The organism is Evansella vedderi (genome assembly GCF_030813435.1).
Taxonomy (GTDB): Bacteria; Bacillota; Bacilli; order Bacillales; family Salisediminibacteriaceae; genus Evansella; species Evansella vedderi.
The window spans coordinates 1-17,564 of record NZ_JAUSUG010000035.1; the positions used below are offsets into that span (position 1 = coordinate 1).

Sequence of the window (17,564 nt, forward strand, 5' to 3'; positions counted from 1 at the left end):
CTTTAAACTCTTTTGAATATAATCTTCTTTCCCTTTTGGCCATAATTGATTCTCCTTCGACTTTGTATTGAATCAAGTTTATATGACCTTAACGATTCTGTCCAACTTAGTGTAACCTATTCAGCTGAAGACCCCGCAGGAACGAGGAGGCTGAAGCGTTGCCCGCGGAAAGCGAGCATCCTGAAGCGAAAATCAACATCAAAGTTAATAGAGCAAATTTTTTAACGGTATAACTGTTATTCTGAGAGTGTTTGCTTTTTAAAAAAGTGAATTATGAAATTGATTCAAATACAAATTTATAAAAAAAAGGAGCAAAAAAATGTATGACTTTTTAATAAATTTTTATTAATACTTTAACATCATTTTGAGAAGAGAATAATTGAATTTGTCATCATCATGTTAACATTACTTTTTATTATGCTCATTGCTTCTGGGTTAAGTGGACTATTGCTTTTACACCTGAGTACCCTTCCTTACTTAAAGGTTAAACGGTGGATGGAAAGTAGCTAGTGAAACTGCCAAGTTTTCTGGTAGTTTATTTACATTAAGCTCGTTTTCATTCTTATTCGCGGTGATTTTGGATTTATCCAGTTGGTCAATGGCAGATGTAATTAGCTCTAACAAATATAAATTAGCACAATTAAGGAGTTTGACAGATGGATTTTTTATTTGATTTCTTAACGAGCATTTTCGTGCAGTTTCAATCCCCGACTCTTGGGTTTCTCATAGGTGGCATGGTGATTGCAGCCCTTGGCAGCAATCTGAAAATACCGAACTCGATTTATCAATTTATTGTGTTCATGCTCTTGATGAAAATCGGGATCAAGGGTGGTATCGAAATTCGTGGGGCCGATCTGAGCGCCATGTTCCTGCCTGCCGTTTCAACTGTTATTATTGGTATAACAATTGTACTAATAGGAAGTTTTGTCTTTTCCCTCTTGCCAGGTATTAAACGAGAAGACGGTATTGCGACTGCCGGAATATTCGGTGCGGTTAGCGCTTCGACACTGGCGGCGGCTATGGTCTTACTGGAAGAAGAAGCAATTTTTTATGAAGCCTGGGTTCCGGCGCTGTATCCATTTATGGACATTCCAGCTCTCATTTTAGCAATTGTTCTAGCCAACATTCATCTCAAAAAACAAAATGAAGGAAAAGACAGTAAAGTCGATGTTTGGGGAATTGTAAAAGAAAGTTTGCGCGGCTCTGCATTATCCGCCCTTATTCTTGGTCTGTCCCTTGGCTTGCTCACGAATTCAGAAAGTGTACTGGAAAGTTTTTATGAGCCGCTCTTCCGTGGTTTTTTATCCGTGTTGTTGCTTGTCATGGGAATGGAAGCTTATGCCCGTCTCAATGAGCTACGAAGAGTAGCGTATTTGTATGCTGTCTATGCTTTTATTGCGCCAATTATGCATGGATTAATGGCTTTCGGCATAGGGTATATTGCGCATGTAACTGTGGATTTTAGCCCCGGAGGTGTAATTCTGCTATCTGTGATGGCGGCTTCAAGCTCTGATATATCTGGCCCTCCAACATTGAGAGGAGCGATCCCTTCCGCCAATCCATCGGCTTATATTGGTTCCTCAACTAGTGTGGGAACACCCATTGCAATAGCAGTTTGTATCCCACTCTTTATTGCGCTGGCAAAAGTGGTCTTCGATCTATAGGAAAGGAGAATAATAGTTATGACTCTTCATAAGGCAGAAAAAGTGGTGATCATTACAGAGAAATTAATTTTAAAAGGCGTTTGCGAGATTATTGAGGCTTGCGGCGCGACTGGTTATACCATAGTCGCCGCAGGAGGTAAAGGCAGCCGAAATGTGCGATCTACGTCAGATCGTGCTTTGGTGATTGAAGATTTTGCAAATGTTAAAATTGAGGTCATTGTTAAATACAAAACCATGGCTAAAAATATCATGGAACAGGTTGCGGGGAAATACTTCGAAAACTATTCAGGCATAACCTATGTCGAGGATGTCGAAATCCTTCGCCCTAAGAAGTTTAATAACGATTAAATTTACAATGTTTTAAAAAATGGTTCTGGCTATGGATTGTACCAATTGACTTATTGTTGTAATCAATAGACTTTTGCAATGGTGTCCCTGCTAAAGTAGCTTAAGATTGACTTTTTATTCATTTTATAGGAATCTAATCCGATCAACGGAATAATTGTAACCACTGCTCGGCAGCGGATAGTGCCGAGCTTTTTTGCGAGTGGCAGCCTTGGAGTCCTCAGCTTGGTTAAATGACATTCTTTGTTCTGTTAATTGGTTTAATCATTCAGCGTTTTTCTGTTCGTTACTTAATAGAAGCGCACTCTTATCGTGAGTATTTTACATTTGTGGTGTAAATTATTTTACGCTTACGCTTATTAGGAATGATAATCCATAATTGTGTTAGAGCCTGCTATTCTGGAAGTAACTTTAACCATTTCCTTATAATTATGTTAAGTCTTCTAATAAATCTTTCAAAAAATGTTATTCAATCCTCAGATTTTTTGTTCGAAATATTGACACAAATAACCCATTGATGTTTTTTGATAATGGGGACAATAATGAATTATCATCGTTTTCCCGACATTGTATAGTCATGTTTAGTAAAGTTATAGGATGATTACGACGCATCAGTTGGGTTTGCGGTTGTCAACTTTTTTTCTAACAAATAGAAAGGGGATTGAGTATTGAAAATAGCTAATCTATCGAAGGGGCAAGTGTTTAAAAACTACAAGACATTGTGTGCTGAGTTGGGAGTTAAGCCAAAAGCCGGTAAAGGAAAAAAATATCATCTAATGGAAATGGAAAGATTCTTTTCCATGGAAAAGGTTGCGAATTCCAATAAATTATTCATAAAGGAAATTTATGATGCCCCAAAAGAAAAACTAGGTATTGGAAAGCATGAAGGCAGCAGAAAGAACAATGGTGAATACATCCATATTCTTGAGCTACTTATTTTGGATAGTTTAGTATTATCTGAATATAAGAAGGTGATTAAAACGAAAAACCAATTGCTCCTTGGGATGAAAATGACGAATGAGAACTATATAGAATGTTATAGACTGTCAACCCAATTAGCCCTATATGCCGGCGTTGACCCAGTGACAGTGAATGATTTCTATTCTCTTAGCTACGATAACTTAGACCGATTAATAAGACGGGCTTTCCATAGTTTAAGAGAAAGAGAACTTATTGATGTGAAGAATGTCTTCGTTCTAAAACATAGAAACGCTCAAGATCATGCTGTTGCAAGTGAACGTGAACGACGGTTCTTATTGGAATGTGAAGGACAAATATTGAGAAGGATGGGTTTTAAGATTATTACGGAAGTTTATGTAAAAGGTAGGACATACGAGTTTTATAGACAAGTTAATAAAATAGTAAGACAAAATGACGATCTTAACATTGATTTTTATTATAAGGCTTTTGAAATCAAGTTAAATGAACGTGGGGTAGAACGTACATACAAGAGTATTCTGAATTTGCTGCTGGATAAAGAAGAGCGACATGAATATAAATTACATATAAATGAAAAAGTAATCACTAAATTTTTACATAATACGAAAAAACGCCATGAAAAAGCGAAATCTGAAAAGGAAAAATCTTTAGGAACTAGAAAAATAACGATTAATCGTGTAAGGGAAAATGAGAATTACATAACTGACATGGAGAAACTACTGGAATTACTAATTAAACCACACAAGAGCATTGTTGAAGACGTGAAGCATACCGCTACTAAAGCATTAGCTGATAAAATTGACTCCTTTTTTGCAAATTAACGTCAAAAGTTGACACCCTCAAACATCCTAAATAAAAACCTATTTATACGACGTTTGAAGGTGTCAACTTTTTTCTGAATGAGCCAATAGACGATTATTTTTGGGATAAGTTTATTTTACATAGATATTCACGGAGAATAAAATCAATTAAAAATTTAATAGATATATCGGTCGGGTTACCCGACCATTATTTTTTAAATCTTTAATCTTTTAGGAGAGATGTGATTTATTTCTAAAACCACAAACAGATCTTGTTACCAAGTAATCCCACAAAACCACCATAGTGCCTTGTTCGTTTGTACATTTTGGGCTATTCGAATGTACGTTTTTTTCCTTCAATAGGAGAATTTCTACCATTGTATCCCGGATAGATCGAGTTGCCTTGACGGATTGATATCAATAATTTCTAGTAGAGGAAGAGGAAGCTGATTCTCAGATCACTATTTAATTGACTATGTTGAAGAGAACTTTTGAAAGTTGAAGTAATTACAGTCATTAATATGTACCACTTCTGACATAACATTTACCACCAATTGTTTTACTAAAGAATGGCAGACTGTTTTATCGCTGCAATCTTCCGTAAAGGGAAAGGGAGAATGTTATAGAATTTTGATTCCTTTTTCAATAAGGTGAGTCTTTTGCAAACGGTCCAGTAAAACTCTTTTATTACGTAGTATACGCGCAGTAAGTAGTTAACCAATTACGTAAAATTATCTTCTTACTTTATGGTAAAAATCATCAGATTGTAAAGCGATCACTTGAACTAGCGAGCAACAGAAGAGAGTTGAAGCTGAGTTTAATTTGAAATAGCAGTAACATCATGTTAGAATGTTGTGTGGAATGACAGTCAGTCATTTTGTGCCCAAGGAGGAATGATAAGTGAGCATAGATAATAAATATGAGATGATTGTAAATGCATCAATAAAAATTATGAAGGCAAAAGGTTTTGACAAAGCTTCAGTATCACAAATTGTAAAAGAAGCCGGGGTTGCTCAAGGAACCTTCTATTTATACTTTGATTCCAAAAATGCTGTAGTACCAGCTATTGCTAAGCGAATACTAAATACACTTTTAGCAGAGATAAAAAAAGCCCATCGTCAAGATGCGACTATATATGATACCATCGAAACAGTAGTGGACGTAACTTTCGAAATAACAAAAGAATACAAAGAATTGATTTTATTTTGTTACTCTGGTTTGGCTTATTATCACTCCCTCGAAATTTGGGAAGAAATTTATCAGCCATATTATGATTGGATGGAAGATCAATTAAATAGTGCCAAGGAAAATGGACTATGTACTACCAAAGTGGAAATTGGTCCTTTAGCTAGGATGATTATAAATGTTATCGAAACCTCAGCTGAAGCCTTTTATCTCTCAAATCAGCGTAGTAAGGAAACAGCAATAAATAAGGACCAAGTTGTAATTTTTATAAAAAGCGCACTGACTGACTATCATTCATAATTTAGTGATGAGGTGCTATATGTTTAAATCGTTAGCGAGCGAGAGTAAATTGTTGAAAATATCAGTATTGGTTGCACTTTTTTTTGCAATATTAGGGGTCGTATGGGGTAAGTTGGTTTCTTCTCAATTAATCTTATTTGATGGATTATATTCCTTAGTAAGTGTTATGTTGTCTCTCCTATCTCTTCTTGTAGCTCAATATATCAAAAAAAATGATACAAAGAGATTCCCATATGGTAAGGAAATGTTAGAGCCAGTTGTCATTATTATTAAATATGCAGTAATTTTAATCCTATGTATAGTAACCGTTATAACAGCTATAGAATCTCTTTTATCTGGAGGTCGAGAAACAAGCGTAGGGCAGGCTCTTATTTTCGCAGTCGTCAATACAATTGGTTGTGTTGGGGTGTATTTCTTACTAAATAAAAATAAAGATAGATCGGGCTTTATTCAGGCTGAGGCAAACCAATGGAAAATGGATACATTAATAAGTGGTGCTGTTCTTTTAGGATTCTTTACAGCGGTTATTATTTCATTTACATCTTATCAATTTTTAATTCCTTATGTTGACCCGCTAATGGTCTTAATTGTAGCTGGATACTTTATTAAAGTACCGATTGTTGAAATTACGAGGGCATTTAGAGAAGTGCTTGAGATGTCGCCAGACCAAGTGATTGAAACAAATTTCAAGAAAGTAGTTAATTCAATTGAAACTAGGTACCAAATTAATGAGTCAATATTACGAATTGCGAAGGTCGGAAATAAGCTATTTATAGAGATAGACTTCATCCTTAACCCTCAATCAAAAATTGTAACAATTGCTGACCAAGATAAGGTACGAGAAGAAATTATTCAACAAACAAAAGGTTTAGTATATAAAAAATGGCTCACTGTTTCATTCACAAATGATAAAAGATGGGCTCAAAAGGATCTTGCTTAAAATTAGGAAGTCACATTATATACCAAAAACTTCAACCTGTTTTCACACTATAATTTCTTCAATTAACGTCTGGGCTTATATTGAACAAGATTAAATAATAACACAAAATCATTTAATACTCAGTCAACGATACTATTGAAAAGTATCGTCTAAAGACGATTACGTTCAGTGTGATCGTCTTTTCGCATTTGACTTTATACTACGCAACAAGGAAATTCAAACTAGTATGTACTATTTGTAATTAAGTTAAGTTATCTTCTATAAGACTCTTAAAGTATTTAATAGTTATTAAGGAATCCCAGGTGATAATTCTTAATTAACTATTACGGAAGCGCTTATTCTCTTGTTTGTTGTTGTTTCTTTTATACATACACTTACCCATGTAAATATATAATGTTACAAGAGTAAGTGTTTTTTTGAGTTGAGGGAAAATGGGGACAGGGAAAAAGGGACAGGTATAATGTGTACCGCGTCCCACAGATAAATGGGACAATGAACCTGTCCCCATGTCCCAGCTGATAAGATAAAAAAGGGGGGCCAGAATGTCAAAAAAAGCATTATTAAACATGTTAGCATTACTTCTAGTATTTACTATTAGTTTAGTAGGGTGTAGTAACGAAACATCATCACCAGAAGAAGATAGTAATCCTAAGGATCAGGAAGTGTTAGAGGATAAGGACAAAACCAACGAAAATGGAGTAGATGAACAAGGTGAATTAAAAGAAGAGGAGAAGACGGAAGAAATAGAAGAAGATAAGGTAGAAAAAACAGAAGAGAAGGCAGAAGAAACAGAAGAAACAAGTGAAGTTAAGGAAAATAAGGCAGATAATAAAGTTCGGGAAAATGTCGCTTATGTTAGTGTAGACAGGTTGAATATCAGAGCATACAGAGAAGCCCAAGGTACATCACTTGGGATCATCACTAAAGGAAAACAAGTAAAAGTTTTGGAAGAAGTGAAAGATGGAGAAGAAGACTGGTTTAAGATTCAAGTTAGAAATGGAGATAATACGATTGAAGGTTGGGTTTTAACTAAATTTACAGTTAGGGATTCTAGAGAATTTTTATCAGATCTAAACCTTTTTGAAGATGAAGAAATGAATGAATTCTTTACATCTCCAACCCTTTTTGACGATAATACGGTTGTTGCCTATTACGGACACCCAAATTCTAGATTAATGGGAATTGTAGGGCGACACTCTGTGGAAGAGCTTATATCTCTGTTAGAAAAGACATCTGAAAAATACGATTCTGTTAATGGTGATAAAGGTGTCATCCCAGCAATTTACCTTATATATGGAACAGTGCAACCGGGAGGCGAAATTGGCATATTAAATTTCGACCAAATGATGTCATACATTGAGGAAGCCTATAAGAATGGTGTCTTAGTATATCTTGACCATCAAATGGGAAAATATCATCCTATTGATGCCCTGAATGAAATCTTGCCATTTCTGAGATATCCCAATGTCCATCTAGCTCTTGATCCGGAATGGCGTACGAATAACCCAATGAGAGAGATAGGACATTTAACAGGCGATGAAATAAATCAAATTCAAGAAACGATGCGTGAATATATGATTTCCAATGAGATTCCAGGTATCCGACAATTTGTTTTCCATCAGTTCGTTGAAAAGATGGTACCTGATATTGAAGTCATATCCGTTGATTATGATCCCGTGTTGCTCGTGCATAATACGTCAGGTTGGGGTCCACCTTCTGGAAAGATAGCGACACATGCGACAAATTCAAAGGCAACAAATATACCATACAAAGGCTTTAAATTATGGTATTACTATTCTGATATACCAGGGGTCCACTATGATGATCCTTTAATGACTCCAGAAGAAGTTATGAATCTCAACCCGAAACCGGGGCTTGTTATTTATCAATAACTTGTACGAAAATAAGAACATTAAAATGGTTCTTGATATCTGGTATAGTTGATACTAAGTTAATTTCTTTGGCATAAGTGGCTTATAAAGAGTTAAGAATTCAAGATTGGTCTTGCGCTTTCAAGATGGGAGCGCAAGAAAATCAGAGCCTTTTCCTGTGCATTACAAGGATACTGTTTATTAGAATGATAATCCATAATTATCGTGATTTTGGGAAGACCAAAGCCTAATTCCTGAGTAAACATAAGAAGGGTTAGGCTTTTTCACTTTAAAATCGTTGACATCCTTCTTTGGTTAACACGTTGACAGCAAGTGGTAAATATTGTGGCTGTAAGCAGTTGGGATCTGTAGAGAGGGCTTCTGTTCCATAAACCCAATAACATTATCGGTTTTATATATATTGTTAGGTGTTAGAGCCTGCTATTCTGGAAGTAATTTTAATATCATTATATTCAGAGGTAATTACATATAAGCTTCTTGTATACAAAATTCCCTTCTAACTGATTCTATAAGAAACAGCTTTAGGAGGGATTCTTTTTGGAGAAAGAAAAATATCAATTAATGAAGAATTTAACAGAAACAGAAGGATTACCAGGTTTTGAAGATAGGATCTTCAAAGTCATGCAGAAAGAAATCAATAAACATACGAATGATGTTGAAACAGATAATTTAGGAAGTATTGTAGGGAAAGTTGGTAATGGGGATTCTAAAATCTTGCTTGCGGGTCATATGGACGAGGTTGGCTTTATTGTTAGTCATATTTCGGAGAAAGGTTTTTTACGAATTCGTCCTTTAGGTGGTTGGTGGGGGCACGTACTTCTGTCTCAGAGGGTAAAAATCTTGAGCAAAAAAGGGGATTTAACAGGGATAGTAGGTTCGAAGGCTCCTCATGTTCTCTCTCCAGAAGAGCGGAAGAAAGTAATTGAAATTGACAAAATGTTTATCGATATTGGTGCAAGTTCCAGAGAAGAGGCGGAGTCTTTTGGTGCAGCAGTAGGGGATCCCGTTGCCACCATTTGTCCGTTTGAACCTCTTCCAAATAGAAAAATGTTACTAAGTCGTACATGGGATAATCGTGCAGGCTGTTACATAGCTTTAAAAGTTCTAGAGCGGCTAAAAGGGGAAAATCTTCCTAATACATTATACTCTGGTGCAACCGTTCAAGAGGAAGTTGGTTTACGGGGAGCTGAAACGTTAGCCTATATGGTCAAACCTGACATTGCCTTTGCTACAGACGTAGGAGTTGCAGGAGATACCCCAGGAATGAATCAAGATGAAGCTGGATTGCAGTTAGGAAAGGGTCCTATTTTATACTTTATGGATCGTTCCATGATCCCACATCGAAAATTGCGTGACCTTGTTCAGGAAACTGCAAAAGAAAATTCCATCCCGTATCAGATAGATATTATGAGTGGTGGGGGAACGGATGCTGGAAGATTTCACGTTGCCAATAATGGTGTACCGACAATGGTTGTTAGTGTGCCAGCACGTTATATCCATAGTCATGTATCTGTCGTACACGACGATGATTTAGAAAATGCTGTCGAATTGTTATGTGAAGTAATTAAAAAGTTGGACAATAGTACTGTAAAACAGATTAAAGGTTTAAGATAAGAGGACTGAAAGGTTGGAGAAATTGTATAACGGATTCGGTTTTGGAGTAAAAAAGCAAAAAAACAACCGTTTTAACAAATATATTAGCTCTATAAAATTAGAACTAAAAAGGATAAGAAATAACAACAAAATCGCTTGATAATTAATTCAAGCGATTTTGATTATGGACTTTATTATTTATCCAGAAGCGCATTTTTATTTTATTGGTAAATGTATTGGTGATGCGTGATAAATTTCTTGATGTTCATTCGTAAAAAGATAACGAGGGAAGTAATATCTTTTGTCCATATTCAATTACAAGTTTTAAAGGAATAGGGTTAGAGCCCGCTATGTTGGAAGTAACTTTAACCATTTCCCTTTAATTAGCTAAGTCTTCTAATAAATCTTTCCAATCTGCAAAATCATCTGGCTCTGCTAGGGCATATTTGTCCTTCTTCCCACATAACACATCAGCAAATGCAGTGTGAAAATCCCCAAGCTAATGGATTGGAATGTTTTATCCATCATTCTATTTTTGCAGATGATAGAAATGAAGAAAGAGAGAAAACATTTAAATGTATGGACTCGATGTTAATCTTAGCTTGGGGAGGAAATTCAAAAATTAGAAAACTAGCTAATGATGCACTAGCTAGACTGCCTAAAGAAAGAAAAATTTTTGGATTACCCGGAACAAAAAAATGGTCATTCCGTCATCCATTTCCAATGCTTCAGGCAAAATGTGAAGTATGGCTTAAAGATATGGTCGAGCAATTAAATAATTCTGACTCCAAATCTCAAATAACTGCAACTAAAGAGTGTAACAAATAATGAAAATCAACCCCTTTGAAAAATATATCAGGTGTACTCTTCTAGGATATATAAAATAAAGATACAAATGAAAATGGAGGGGTTGAGGAATGGGTTGGTTTCTTTTTGCAATTGTACAATATTGGTGATCTAGAAAATAACGAAAACTGGATTCTATCGGGAAAATATGAACCGATTTATTACGTCAACATTTATGACAAAGATGGTAATTTCGAAATTAGAATTGAAGAAAGTAATAGAAAAGAAGCCATTGAATCAATACAATGTGAAGCAGAGCGGGAAACATATATGACCGTAAATTTTTATAAAAATATCTACTCGAAATATGGAACTGTTGTTATTGATGATGAAGAAATGGAATGCCTAAAAGAAATCGTGAAAACAGATCCTTATTTCAAAAAGCATTACCATTCATACATGGATGATAACTAGGAGGAGAGTGAATAAAGCTATGGGAAATGACTGGAAAACGATTATTTCATTAGGTGCAGAGGGTGGAAGTATTACGTTGCTAGGGAAAGAGCAACAACCTGGGCAATGGGTATTTAAAAAAGCTGTTAATGAGATGAACTTCGATGATCTTGAGGACGAATCTTTTCAACCTACAGAGTCAACTGAAGAAGTCCGTCCATTGAAATCTTCTTTATATAATCGTGGTAAAGAAGCTACTTCCTGGGAAAAAGCAATCAAGCTACTAGATCATTATCCGTGGCCACTGCTTAATCCTCGTGAAGTCCATCCTGCTTTTCGAAAACGTGTTTGGAATGCATTACAAAAGGAGGTTAAGGAGAAGTACGGTTACCGAATTGATTCTCATCGATTAAATAAATGGTCTAAACTATGTCTACCAGAATACTCACCAAAAATGGTTACCTTATCAACCTGGCTTCAAAACTCAACTCACACAACGGTACTAACTGGTGCGGGTATGTCTACTGAATCAAATATTCCAGATTTTCGTTCAAAGGAAGGTTGGTGGAATAATATTGACCCAAGAACGGTTGCAACAACCGATGCGCTTAGAAACAATTATGACCTATTCCATGAATTTTATAGCATGCGGATCGATGCACTTAAGGGATGCACACCTCATAAAGGCCATGAAATATTGGCAGCTTGGGAGTATAAAGGGCTGATTCAAGCGATTGCAACACAAAACGTTGATGGATTTCATTATGCAGCTGGTAACAAGAATGTCTATGAACTTCATGGATCGATTCAGAAATTTCATTGTGAGAACTGTGCTAAGTCTGCAAAAGAGGATGAATTTTTAAGCAAAAGTAACTGTAAGTTTTGTGGTGGGAAGCTTCGCCCAGGTGTCGTTCTTTTTGGGGAAATGTTGCCTGAAGAGAGCTGGACGGAATCACTTTCACATATTCGAAAATCAGATCTTGTTATAGTGATCGGAACAAGCCTTGAAGTTTATCCTGCTAGTCAACTTCCCCAAATGACAAGTGGTAAAACCGTCTACATTAATGCCGAAGTTGATGCTTCCCATCACAACTTTGACCTTATTATTGAAGGGAAGGCTGGAGAAGTGTTGAAGCTAGTAGATGAGTTGGTATGACAGCATCTTTTATCCCTCTGACCTTAACCTATGGGAATAGATAAAAGTTTTACAACTAAGGAGTTACGATATATTGTCAGAAAATCAATAGATTTTTTTAATTATAAAAGTTAACAAAGTTAAATGAATTATATATAAGTAGATTAGAAACATGCGTAGTGAAGGAATTATAACGAAGGAAAACTAATTGACTCCGTTTTGGAACGGAAAATCCAAGAACGTTAAAAGGATTGGAAAACGTATGTATAGGTACCCAGAAACTTCACCTCTAAGAGTGTTCCAGAATACCCGCCATTGATCATGTTGACCCTAGATCGAAGGATGAAAAAAGTAAGACTACTAAAGTACACACTCAGCTAATCCTAAAGCTACGGTGTCAACTTTATAATCAGTATTTTTAAGAAAATGCTAATACTGAAGGAAATTAAGACGAGTTTATACAAATGGCGCCATTTGGGCACCACTTCATAAAAAAAGGGTCGGTCTTACCTTTCCTAATATAGAAAGGAAAACGACCGAAGCCCTTGATATATATAGTTTGGCGGGACCGTCTGGGAATCGAACCCAGCGGAGACGTCACGCGCCTCCCAAAAGGTTTTGAAGTTATGGTAAGATAGTTATTTTTGGTTACCTATAATGCTTGAACATGCTCTACAATAAGGTTTCGGTGATTTTTATTATTTTCTAGTATTTTATATTTTTCATGATTTGGGCACTCTTCATGGCACTCTTATCTACTTTGAAATAACCCGTTGATTTATCAGTGGGTTTTTTATTTTGATATCTGTAAACTTCAACTACACTGCTAAGAAATATGATTGACTTTCAATAAGATCAGTCTTCTGCAAAAGGTTCAGGTTAACTCTTGTATTACGTAGTAGACGGTTTACTATGCAACAAATATCTTCATTTTTAAGTTAGGAAAGTGATATAAGATTGGGAATGATGAGAGAGAGGCCTAAGTGGTCTCTTTTTCTGTTACAAGCCACAAAGCAATAAAGAAATTTGATAAGGTGGAATTGGAATTTCTTTAAGTCAAGCGTCTATTCATGATTCAAATGGTGGAAGGATTTTTTATTGGAAAAAAGTAGTTTGTGAGATACACTTTTAATATAAGGAAATATATGGAGGATTGCAATGGATTTACAAGAGGGCATTGATTCATACATTCAAGCAATGAAAGATATACAAAAATCAATAAACCAACTTCAAGGAGAAAGGTTCTTCAAAAACCACCAAAAGACCTTGCTTTTTAGTCTTTTAGAGACAATCTCCAATGGAGTTTACGGAGATAGATACCGTAATACAGATAGGTTCAAAAGATTTATAATGGAGTTTTGTGAATGGGAAGACGCAGAAAGAGTGAGCCTTCAACAATTGGCATTACTTCTTGAGAATACACAAGAACATGAGTTTCAAAGATTAAAGAAACATGTCTCTAAAGGAATAGATCGTTACCCACCTGCAAGTGCAACTCCATTTAGTTGTGATTCTTTATTAAAGGAAATAAAAGACTTAATGCCTAAAGGTAATACTTCAATCATGGGTGTGGATATACACACTCTTACCCATGTAAACCTCTTGTGGAAATATCGTAATAGTTTAGTACATGAAGCAAGATCAATTGGTGCTCAAGAGTTGTTTGACCATGTTGACTATCCACATTATGTTCATTTCACAATGTTAGAAAAAGACGGTCAATGGGAAGTGTGGAAAATCTCTTATCCTATCCAATTCTTCAATAATCTCATTGAAATAGCATTGGTAAGTGTGAGAGAGAAATTGATTGAAATGGAACATGATCCACGCAGTAATTATGACTTTGGAGAACTTTGGGTGAAGTCAAAGCAAATGAAATAAAAGGGGGTAAGACAATGGACTTAATTTTAAAATATATTGCAGGTCCTTTAATAGCTGCTACAATCACGACTTTTTTCGTTTGGTTAAAAGAAAGTAAGAGTGAGAAAAACAAACATTTAGAAAATGTATCCTATGAGCAACTTACAAAGATGTACAATAAATTGTTCATTCTTTATTACAAATACAATCCAATCTTGGAAATCAAAGAGGTTGAAAAAACCTATGACGTTACACCAGAGGGGAAAGAATTAATTAACACGTCCTGTACCCTGATGCAAAATGGATGAACTATGAAGATGTAGTAAAATCTTTTGAAGACGCTGGATATACAACCATTACGGTAAATTTGGATTATGATATTATTACTGGTTGGCTAACCGATGAGGGTGAAGTAGAATCAGTCACTATTGATAGCGAAAAGAAAATTAATTTCTACGATGAATTCCGGTTGGATGCAGAGGTTAAAATTACATATCACGATCATAGGAAGAACAAAAATAAGTGATAATGAGGTGTACATAGGTGGGTGAGATACTTAGAGAAAATCAAAATAAAAAATTGTTGCTTGAGATGAGCGTTGTGGATGGTGAATATGACTTCACATCGTCTATTGTCGCAGCACTAAATCAAGCAGAATTAGAAATACATAATTTAGATGAAACAATTGAGTCAATTAAATGCTTAAAGCCTAATTGTGATAAATTGGACTATATATTAGCTGTGAGTTCAGGTGCATTGTGTGGCATCATTGATATTTTCTTGGTTGGTAAACCTGGAGAATCACCTCTCGGAGATATTACTGATAAGTGGTTTGCTAATCGAACAACTGATTTTGCTAAATTGTACGGATGGGAAGATAAAGGAGAGAACTCTTTGTCTTCAGCAATTCGTTTTCTTGAAAATAAGTTTAAAATTCCATATGACCAGCGTGGAGCTGGTGACGCGGCAAGTTTTGTTTTTAATTTAAGTCCGACAAATCATCATTTTAAATCACTCGCACATAATCCTAGTTTGCTTGGTTTGTTCTTTTCAATATTAGACCAGTTTACTAATTCTTCGCATTTTATTTCCGGTGGTGAACTTATATCTTTAGTTGATGCAGATGAGAAATTCGAGTTAAGAGGAAACAACATACCAAGCAAGTTATTCTGTGCATTTACTAATTGGTTTGGCCATTTAATATCTGATATGTCAGGCTCATCAGATAGCAAGGGCCGTGGAATGGGGATTCCTTCTCCTTTATGGACATGGACAAATGATATCATTGCATTAAAAAGGTCTTTGAATATACCGGTGTCACAGTTTGATAACTCAATAAACGAGCTAGCTGTAAATATATATACCAAAGGATATGATGCTCGATTCCAGTTGACGCAAGCCATTCCAGTTTTTATAAACGAGATGTTAGTTCGACTTGTTTTTGCAATCAGAAGACTAATCAAATATTTTGCTGAAACCGATAAAGAAACTCGTTCGTTTTCACTTATGTGGAAAAAGTGTGAGCCTTTTTCAAATCCAACTGTTAAAAGAATGTTGACTGTAGCACATGGGACATTTTGCCTTATAGATATAGGTGATGCTACTGTTCGTGGTTTTGTAACAGGTGCAGGATCTTTTAATCCGACTGAGTTTTTCTTGCGTCTTAACATCGTAGGGGTTGGACGACTTACTATTTCCTTATACGGTGAAGTTAAGCGTGAAATTGGCTTACAAAAAGCAGAAAGAGAAATAATCTTTGCGAGAAAAGAAAAATTAGTTGTAGAAAATTATATTGAGGGACTAAAACTATTATCGGAATTATATGAAGATAAAAATCTTTTAAATTTTATAACTGATTTCAAGAATAGTGATATGTATATACACGCTTTTGAAAAATCTGTTTTGTTAGCTAAAAAAAGAAATGTGCCAAATAATGAAATATTAAAAAATAAGATGGAAATAGATTCTTATTTTTTGGGGGGAAATAAAGTGTGAGTAAGAAGAGATCAAATTTACAAATTGCTCAAGAACAAGTTGAATCTACCATCAAAAAGACAAATGATAAAATAGAGGAGCTTGGAAAATATACTAGCAATCTTTATACTGCATTAAACGATATTCAGGAGCTATTTGATAAAATTAGAAACGTGCCAAGTCAGAAACACTTGGAATATAAAAAACTAAAAGAAATTCGTTTGTATTGGAAACAACAGGTTGAAAAAATCGAGTCAGATTATAAAAATGCTGTCGCCAAGAATGCTGGAAAAGGTGTAGCAGGTGTTGGCGCAGGTGTTGCAGTAGCCGCCCTTGGTCCTACTGCAGCAATGGGAATAGCTACAACTTTTGGTGTTGCATCAACAGGTACGGCTATATCCGCTCTAAGTGGTGCTGCAGCCACTAAAGCTGCATTAGCGTGGTTAGGTGGTGGAGCACTTGCCGCAGGTGGTGGCGGTATGGCAGCCGGAAATGCTTTTTTAGCTCTTGCTGGACCTGTTGGCTGGGCAATTGCAGGCCTTGCACTTTTGGGTAGTGGACTTCTTTTTTGGAAGACTAAAAGTGATCAGAATCGACTTGAAAACATTTTTACATTGATAAGTAAGCGAGATAAAAAATCATATGAACTTGCAATTGTCGAGCTTAATGAACGCATATCTCGTATAAAAGACGAAAGTGTTAAACTCAACGATGCGATTGAAAAGATAGAATCATTTGGAGTGGATTATAATCAAATGACCGAAGCTCAGCAGTTTGAATTAGGAGCTTATGTGAATTTAATGTCAGCATCAACACAATTGCTTGTAAATCCGATATTAGGTTTGCAACCAAAGTATAATGAAGAAGACTTCAGCAAATTTATTTCTGAAGGCAACGGAAAAGCTAATGAAGTTTTATGTTCCTCACATAAAGATTTGATAATCGCATTATCAAATCTTTTATATAAAATTAAATTAGATGATAAGGATAAAAAACTTTTATGGAAGTCCTTTAAAAAGAACAATAAGTTCTTATCATCAATGAATATCTCGAAGAAAGAGTTTGATTATATAATTCTTGATATAGTTTGCGAGGCTCTTTATTTTAGGCTCTGTTAAACGTTAATGTTGATATCCAGTAAAAAAAAGCGAACATCCGTGCCTCCATTAGAGTGTGAAACTCTAATGGAGGCACGGGTTCTTGTTCGGTTGGATTCAATTTTCCCAAGTGTTTCAGTAAATTGTTGAACGCTTTGCTCATCGCTGCAGTAAATACCACTACATCTTGTCTGCGATCACCATCCAAGCCAGGTTGAGTGCGTGTCGCAGATAGTATTAAAATAGTCTGCAACTACTATTCAATCCATGTGGTATGCGGAAACATAGTCTCTTAACATAATTAATGTTTTGAAAATTTACAATTACTGCACAGTACAAAAATACTATTCATTAGAAAATCATTTTTCACAATCAGCGCGATTACGGAAAACCAAGCCTAATTCCTCGGTAAAGACAGGGGGATTAGGCTTTTTTACTTCAAAACTGTTGACGTTCTTCGATTGGGAAACACGTTGAAAGCAAGTGGTACATTTCGTGGAACTGCTGGTAAAAAACATGGCAGGCAGAGATGGAACATTCTTATGGCTGTAATCAGTTTCAGTAAATTAATATTATTCACCTTTTGTTCCCCATATAAATG

16 protein-coding genes and 1 pseudogene are annotated in these 17,564 nt (G+C 35.6%); 16 read left to right on the forward strand and 1 reads right to left on the reverse strand.

Annotated features, from left to right (window positions below; translation table 11 throughout):
* Positions 1–477: 477 nt before the first annotated feature.
* A complete protein-coding gene (locus J2S74_RS25795; RefSeq protein ID WP_307332154.1) occupies positions 478–624 on the reverse strand; it encodes a hypothetical protein in 147 nt (48 codons plus the stop codon).
* A gap of 32 nt (positions 625–656) precedes the next feature.
* On the opposite strand from J2S74_RS25795, the gene J2S74_RS25800 reads away from it, so the two are divergent.
* The 16 genes and pseudogenes from J2S74_RS25800 to J2S74_RS25875 all read left to right on the forward strand — a co-directional run bounded on the left by J2S74_RS25800 (position 657) and on the right by J2S74_RS25875 (position 16,984).
* Positions 657–1,664, forward strand: a complete 1,008-nt coding sequence (locus tag J2S74_RS25800) for a sodium-dependent bicarbonate transport family permease (RefSeq protein ID WP_307332156.1) — start codon at positions 657–659, stop codon at positions 1,662–1,664.
* An 18-nt stretch (positions 1,665–1,682) separates the two neighbouring features.
* Complete coding sequence (locus tag J2S74_RS25805) at positions 1,683–2,012, forward strand: P-II family nitrogen regulator (protein WP_307332158.1); 330 nt, start codon at positions 1,683–1,685, stop codon at positions 2,010–2,012.
* 230 nt (positions 2,013–2,242) lie between these two features.
* A pseudogene (locus J2S74_RS25810) lies at positions 2,243–2,335 on the forward strand (hypothetical protein); the annotation flags it as partial.
* A gap of 342 nt (positions 2,336–2,677) precedes the next feature.
* Positions 2,678–3,769, forward strand: a complete 1,092-nt coding sequence (locus J2S74_RS25815; protein ID WP_307332161.1) for a hypothetical protein — start codon at positions 2,678–2,680, stop codon at positions 3,767–3,769.
* 879 nt (positions 3,770–4,648) lie between these two features.
* Positions 4,649–5,233, forward strand: a complete 585-nt coding sequence (locus J2S74_RS25820; protein WP_307332164.1) for a TetR/AcrR family transcriptional regulator — start codon at positions 4,649–4,651, stop codon at positions 5,231–5,233.
* A gap of 19 nt (positions 5,234–5,252) precedes the next feature.
* A complete protein-coding gene (locus J2S74_RS25825; protein WP_307332167.1) occupies positions 5,253–6,173 on the forward strand; it encodes a cation diffusion facilitator family transporter in 921 nt (306 codons plus the stop codon).
* A gap of 542 nt (positions 6,174–6,715) precedes the next feature.
* The gene (locus tag J2S74_RS25830; RefSeq protein WP_307332171.1) at positions 6,716–8,065 is read left to right on the forward strand and encodes an SH3 domain-containing protein; all 1,350 of its coding nucleotides are present in this window, start codon (positions 6,716–6,718) and stop codon (positions 8,063–8,065) included.
* 537 nt (positions 8,066–8,602) lie between these two features.
* The gene (locus J2S74_RS25835) at positions 8,603–9,679 is read left to right on the forward strand and encodes a M42 family metallopeptidase (protein ID WP_307332174.1); all 1,077 of its coding nucleotides are present in this window, start codon (positions 8,603–8,605) and stop codon (positions 9,677–9,679) included.
* 456 nt (positions 9,680–10,135) lie between these two features.
* A complete protein-coding gene (locus J2S74_RS25840; RefSeq protein WP_307332178.1) occupies positions 10,136–10,486 on the forward strand; it encodes a hypothetical protein in 351 nt (116 codons plus the stop codon).
* A 111-nt stretch (positions 10,487–10,597) separates the two neighbouring features.
* Positions 10,598–10,918, forward strand: a complete 321-nt coding sequence (locus J2S74_RS25845; protein WP_307332181.1) for a hypothetical protein — start codon at positions 10,598–10,600, stop codon at positions 10,916–10,918.
* A gap of 7 nt (positions 10,919–10,925) precedes the next feature.
* Positions 10,926–12,053 carry an SIR2 family NAD-dependent protein deacylase gene (locus J2S74_RS25850; protein WP_307332184.1) on the forward strand — a complete coding sequence of 376 codons (1,128 nt, stop codon included), beginning with the start codon at positions 10,926–10,928 and terminating at the stop codon, positions 12,051–12,053.
* Between the two features lie 1,137 nt (positions 12,054–13,190).
* Positions 13,191–13,913 carry a hypothetical protein gene (locus J2S74_RS25855; protein ID WP_307332186.1) on the forward strand — a complete coding sequence of 241 codons (723 nt, stop codon included), beginning with the start codon at positions 13,191–13,193 and terminating at the stop codon, positions 13,911–13,913.
* Between the two features lie 14 nt (positions 13,914–13,927).
* The gene (locus J2S74_RS25860; protein WP_307332189.1) at positions 13,928–14,200 is read left to right on the forward strand and encodes a hypothetical protein; all 273 of its coding nucleotides are present in this window, start codon (positions 13,928–13,930) and stop codon (positions 14,198–14,200) included.
* Positions 14,197–14,418, forward strand: a complete 222-nt coding sequence (locus tag J2S74_RS25865) for a hypothetical protein (protein ID WP_307332192.1) — start codon at positions 14,197–14,199, stop codon at positions 14,416–14,418. Before J2S74_RS25860 ends, J2S74_RS25865 begins: the two co-directional genes overlap by 4 nt.
* A gap of 17 nt (positions 14,419–14,435) precedes the next feature.
* On the forward strand, positions 14,436–15,887 hold the full coding sequence (locus J2S74_RS25870) for a hypothetical protein (RefSeq protein WP_307332194.1): 1,452 nt from the start codon (positions 14,436–14,438) through the stop codon (positions 15,885–15,887).
* Positions 15,884–16,984, forward strand: coding sequence for a hypothetical protein (locus J2S74_RS25875; RefSeq protein WP_307332196.1), 1,101 nt, complete (start codon positions 15,884–15,886; stop codon positions 16,982–16,984). Before J2S74_RS25870 ends, J2S74_RS25875 begins: the two co-directional genes overlap by 4 nt.
* The last annotated feature ends 580 nt before the right edge of the window (positions 16,985–17,564 follow it).

What these genes read in the sequence shown, in the direction of transcription:
- J2S74_RS25800 (WP_307332156.1), top strand. Translation starts at nt 657, where the DNA reads ATGGATTTTTTATTTGATTTCTTAACGAGCATTTTCGTGCAGTTTCAA.
- J2S74_RS25805 (WP_307332158.1), top strand. Translation starts at nt 1,683, where the DNA reads ATGACTCTTCATAAGGCAGAAAAAGTGGTGATCATTACAGAGAAATTA.
- J2S74_RS25825 (WP_307332167.1), top strand. Translation starts at nt 5,253, where the DNA reads ATGTTTAAATCGTTAGCGAGCGAGAGTAAATTGTTGAAAATATCAGTA.
- J2S74_RS25830 (WP_307332171.1), top strand. Translation starts at nt 6,716, where the DNA reads ATGTCAAAAAAAGCATTATTAAACATGTTAGCATTACTTCTAGTATTT.
- J2S74_RS25840 (WP_307332178.1), top strand. Translation starts at nt 10,136, where the DNA reads ATGCAGTGTGAAAATCCCCAAGCTAATGGATTGGAATGTTTTATCCAT.
- J2S74_RS25855 (WP_307332186.1), top strand. Translation starts at nt 13,191, where the DNA reads ATGGATTTACAAGAGGGCATTGATTCATACATTCAAGCAATGAAAGAT.
- J2S74_RS25860 (WP_307332189.1), top strand. Translation starts at nt 13,928, where the DNA reads ATGGACTTAATTTTAAAATATATTGCAGGTCCTTTAATAGCTGCTACA.
- J2S74_RS25865 (WP_307332192.1), top strand. Translation starts at nt 14,197, where the DNA reads ATGAACTATGAAGATGTAGTAAAATCTTTTGAAGACGCTGGATATACA.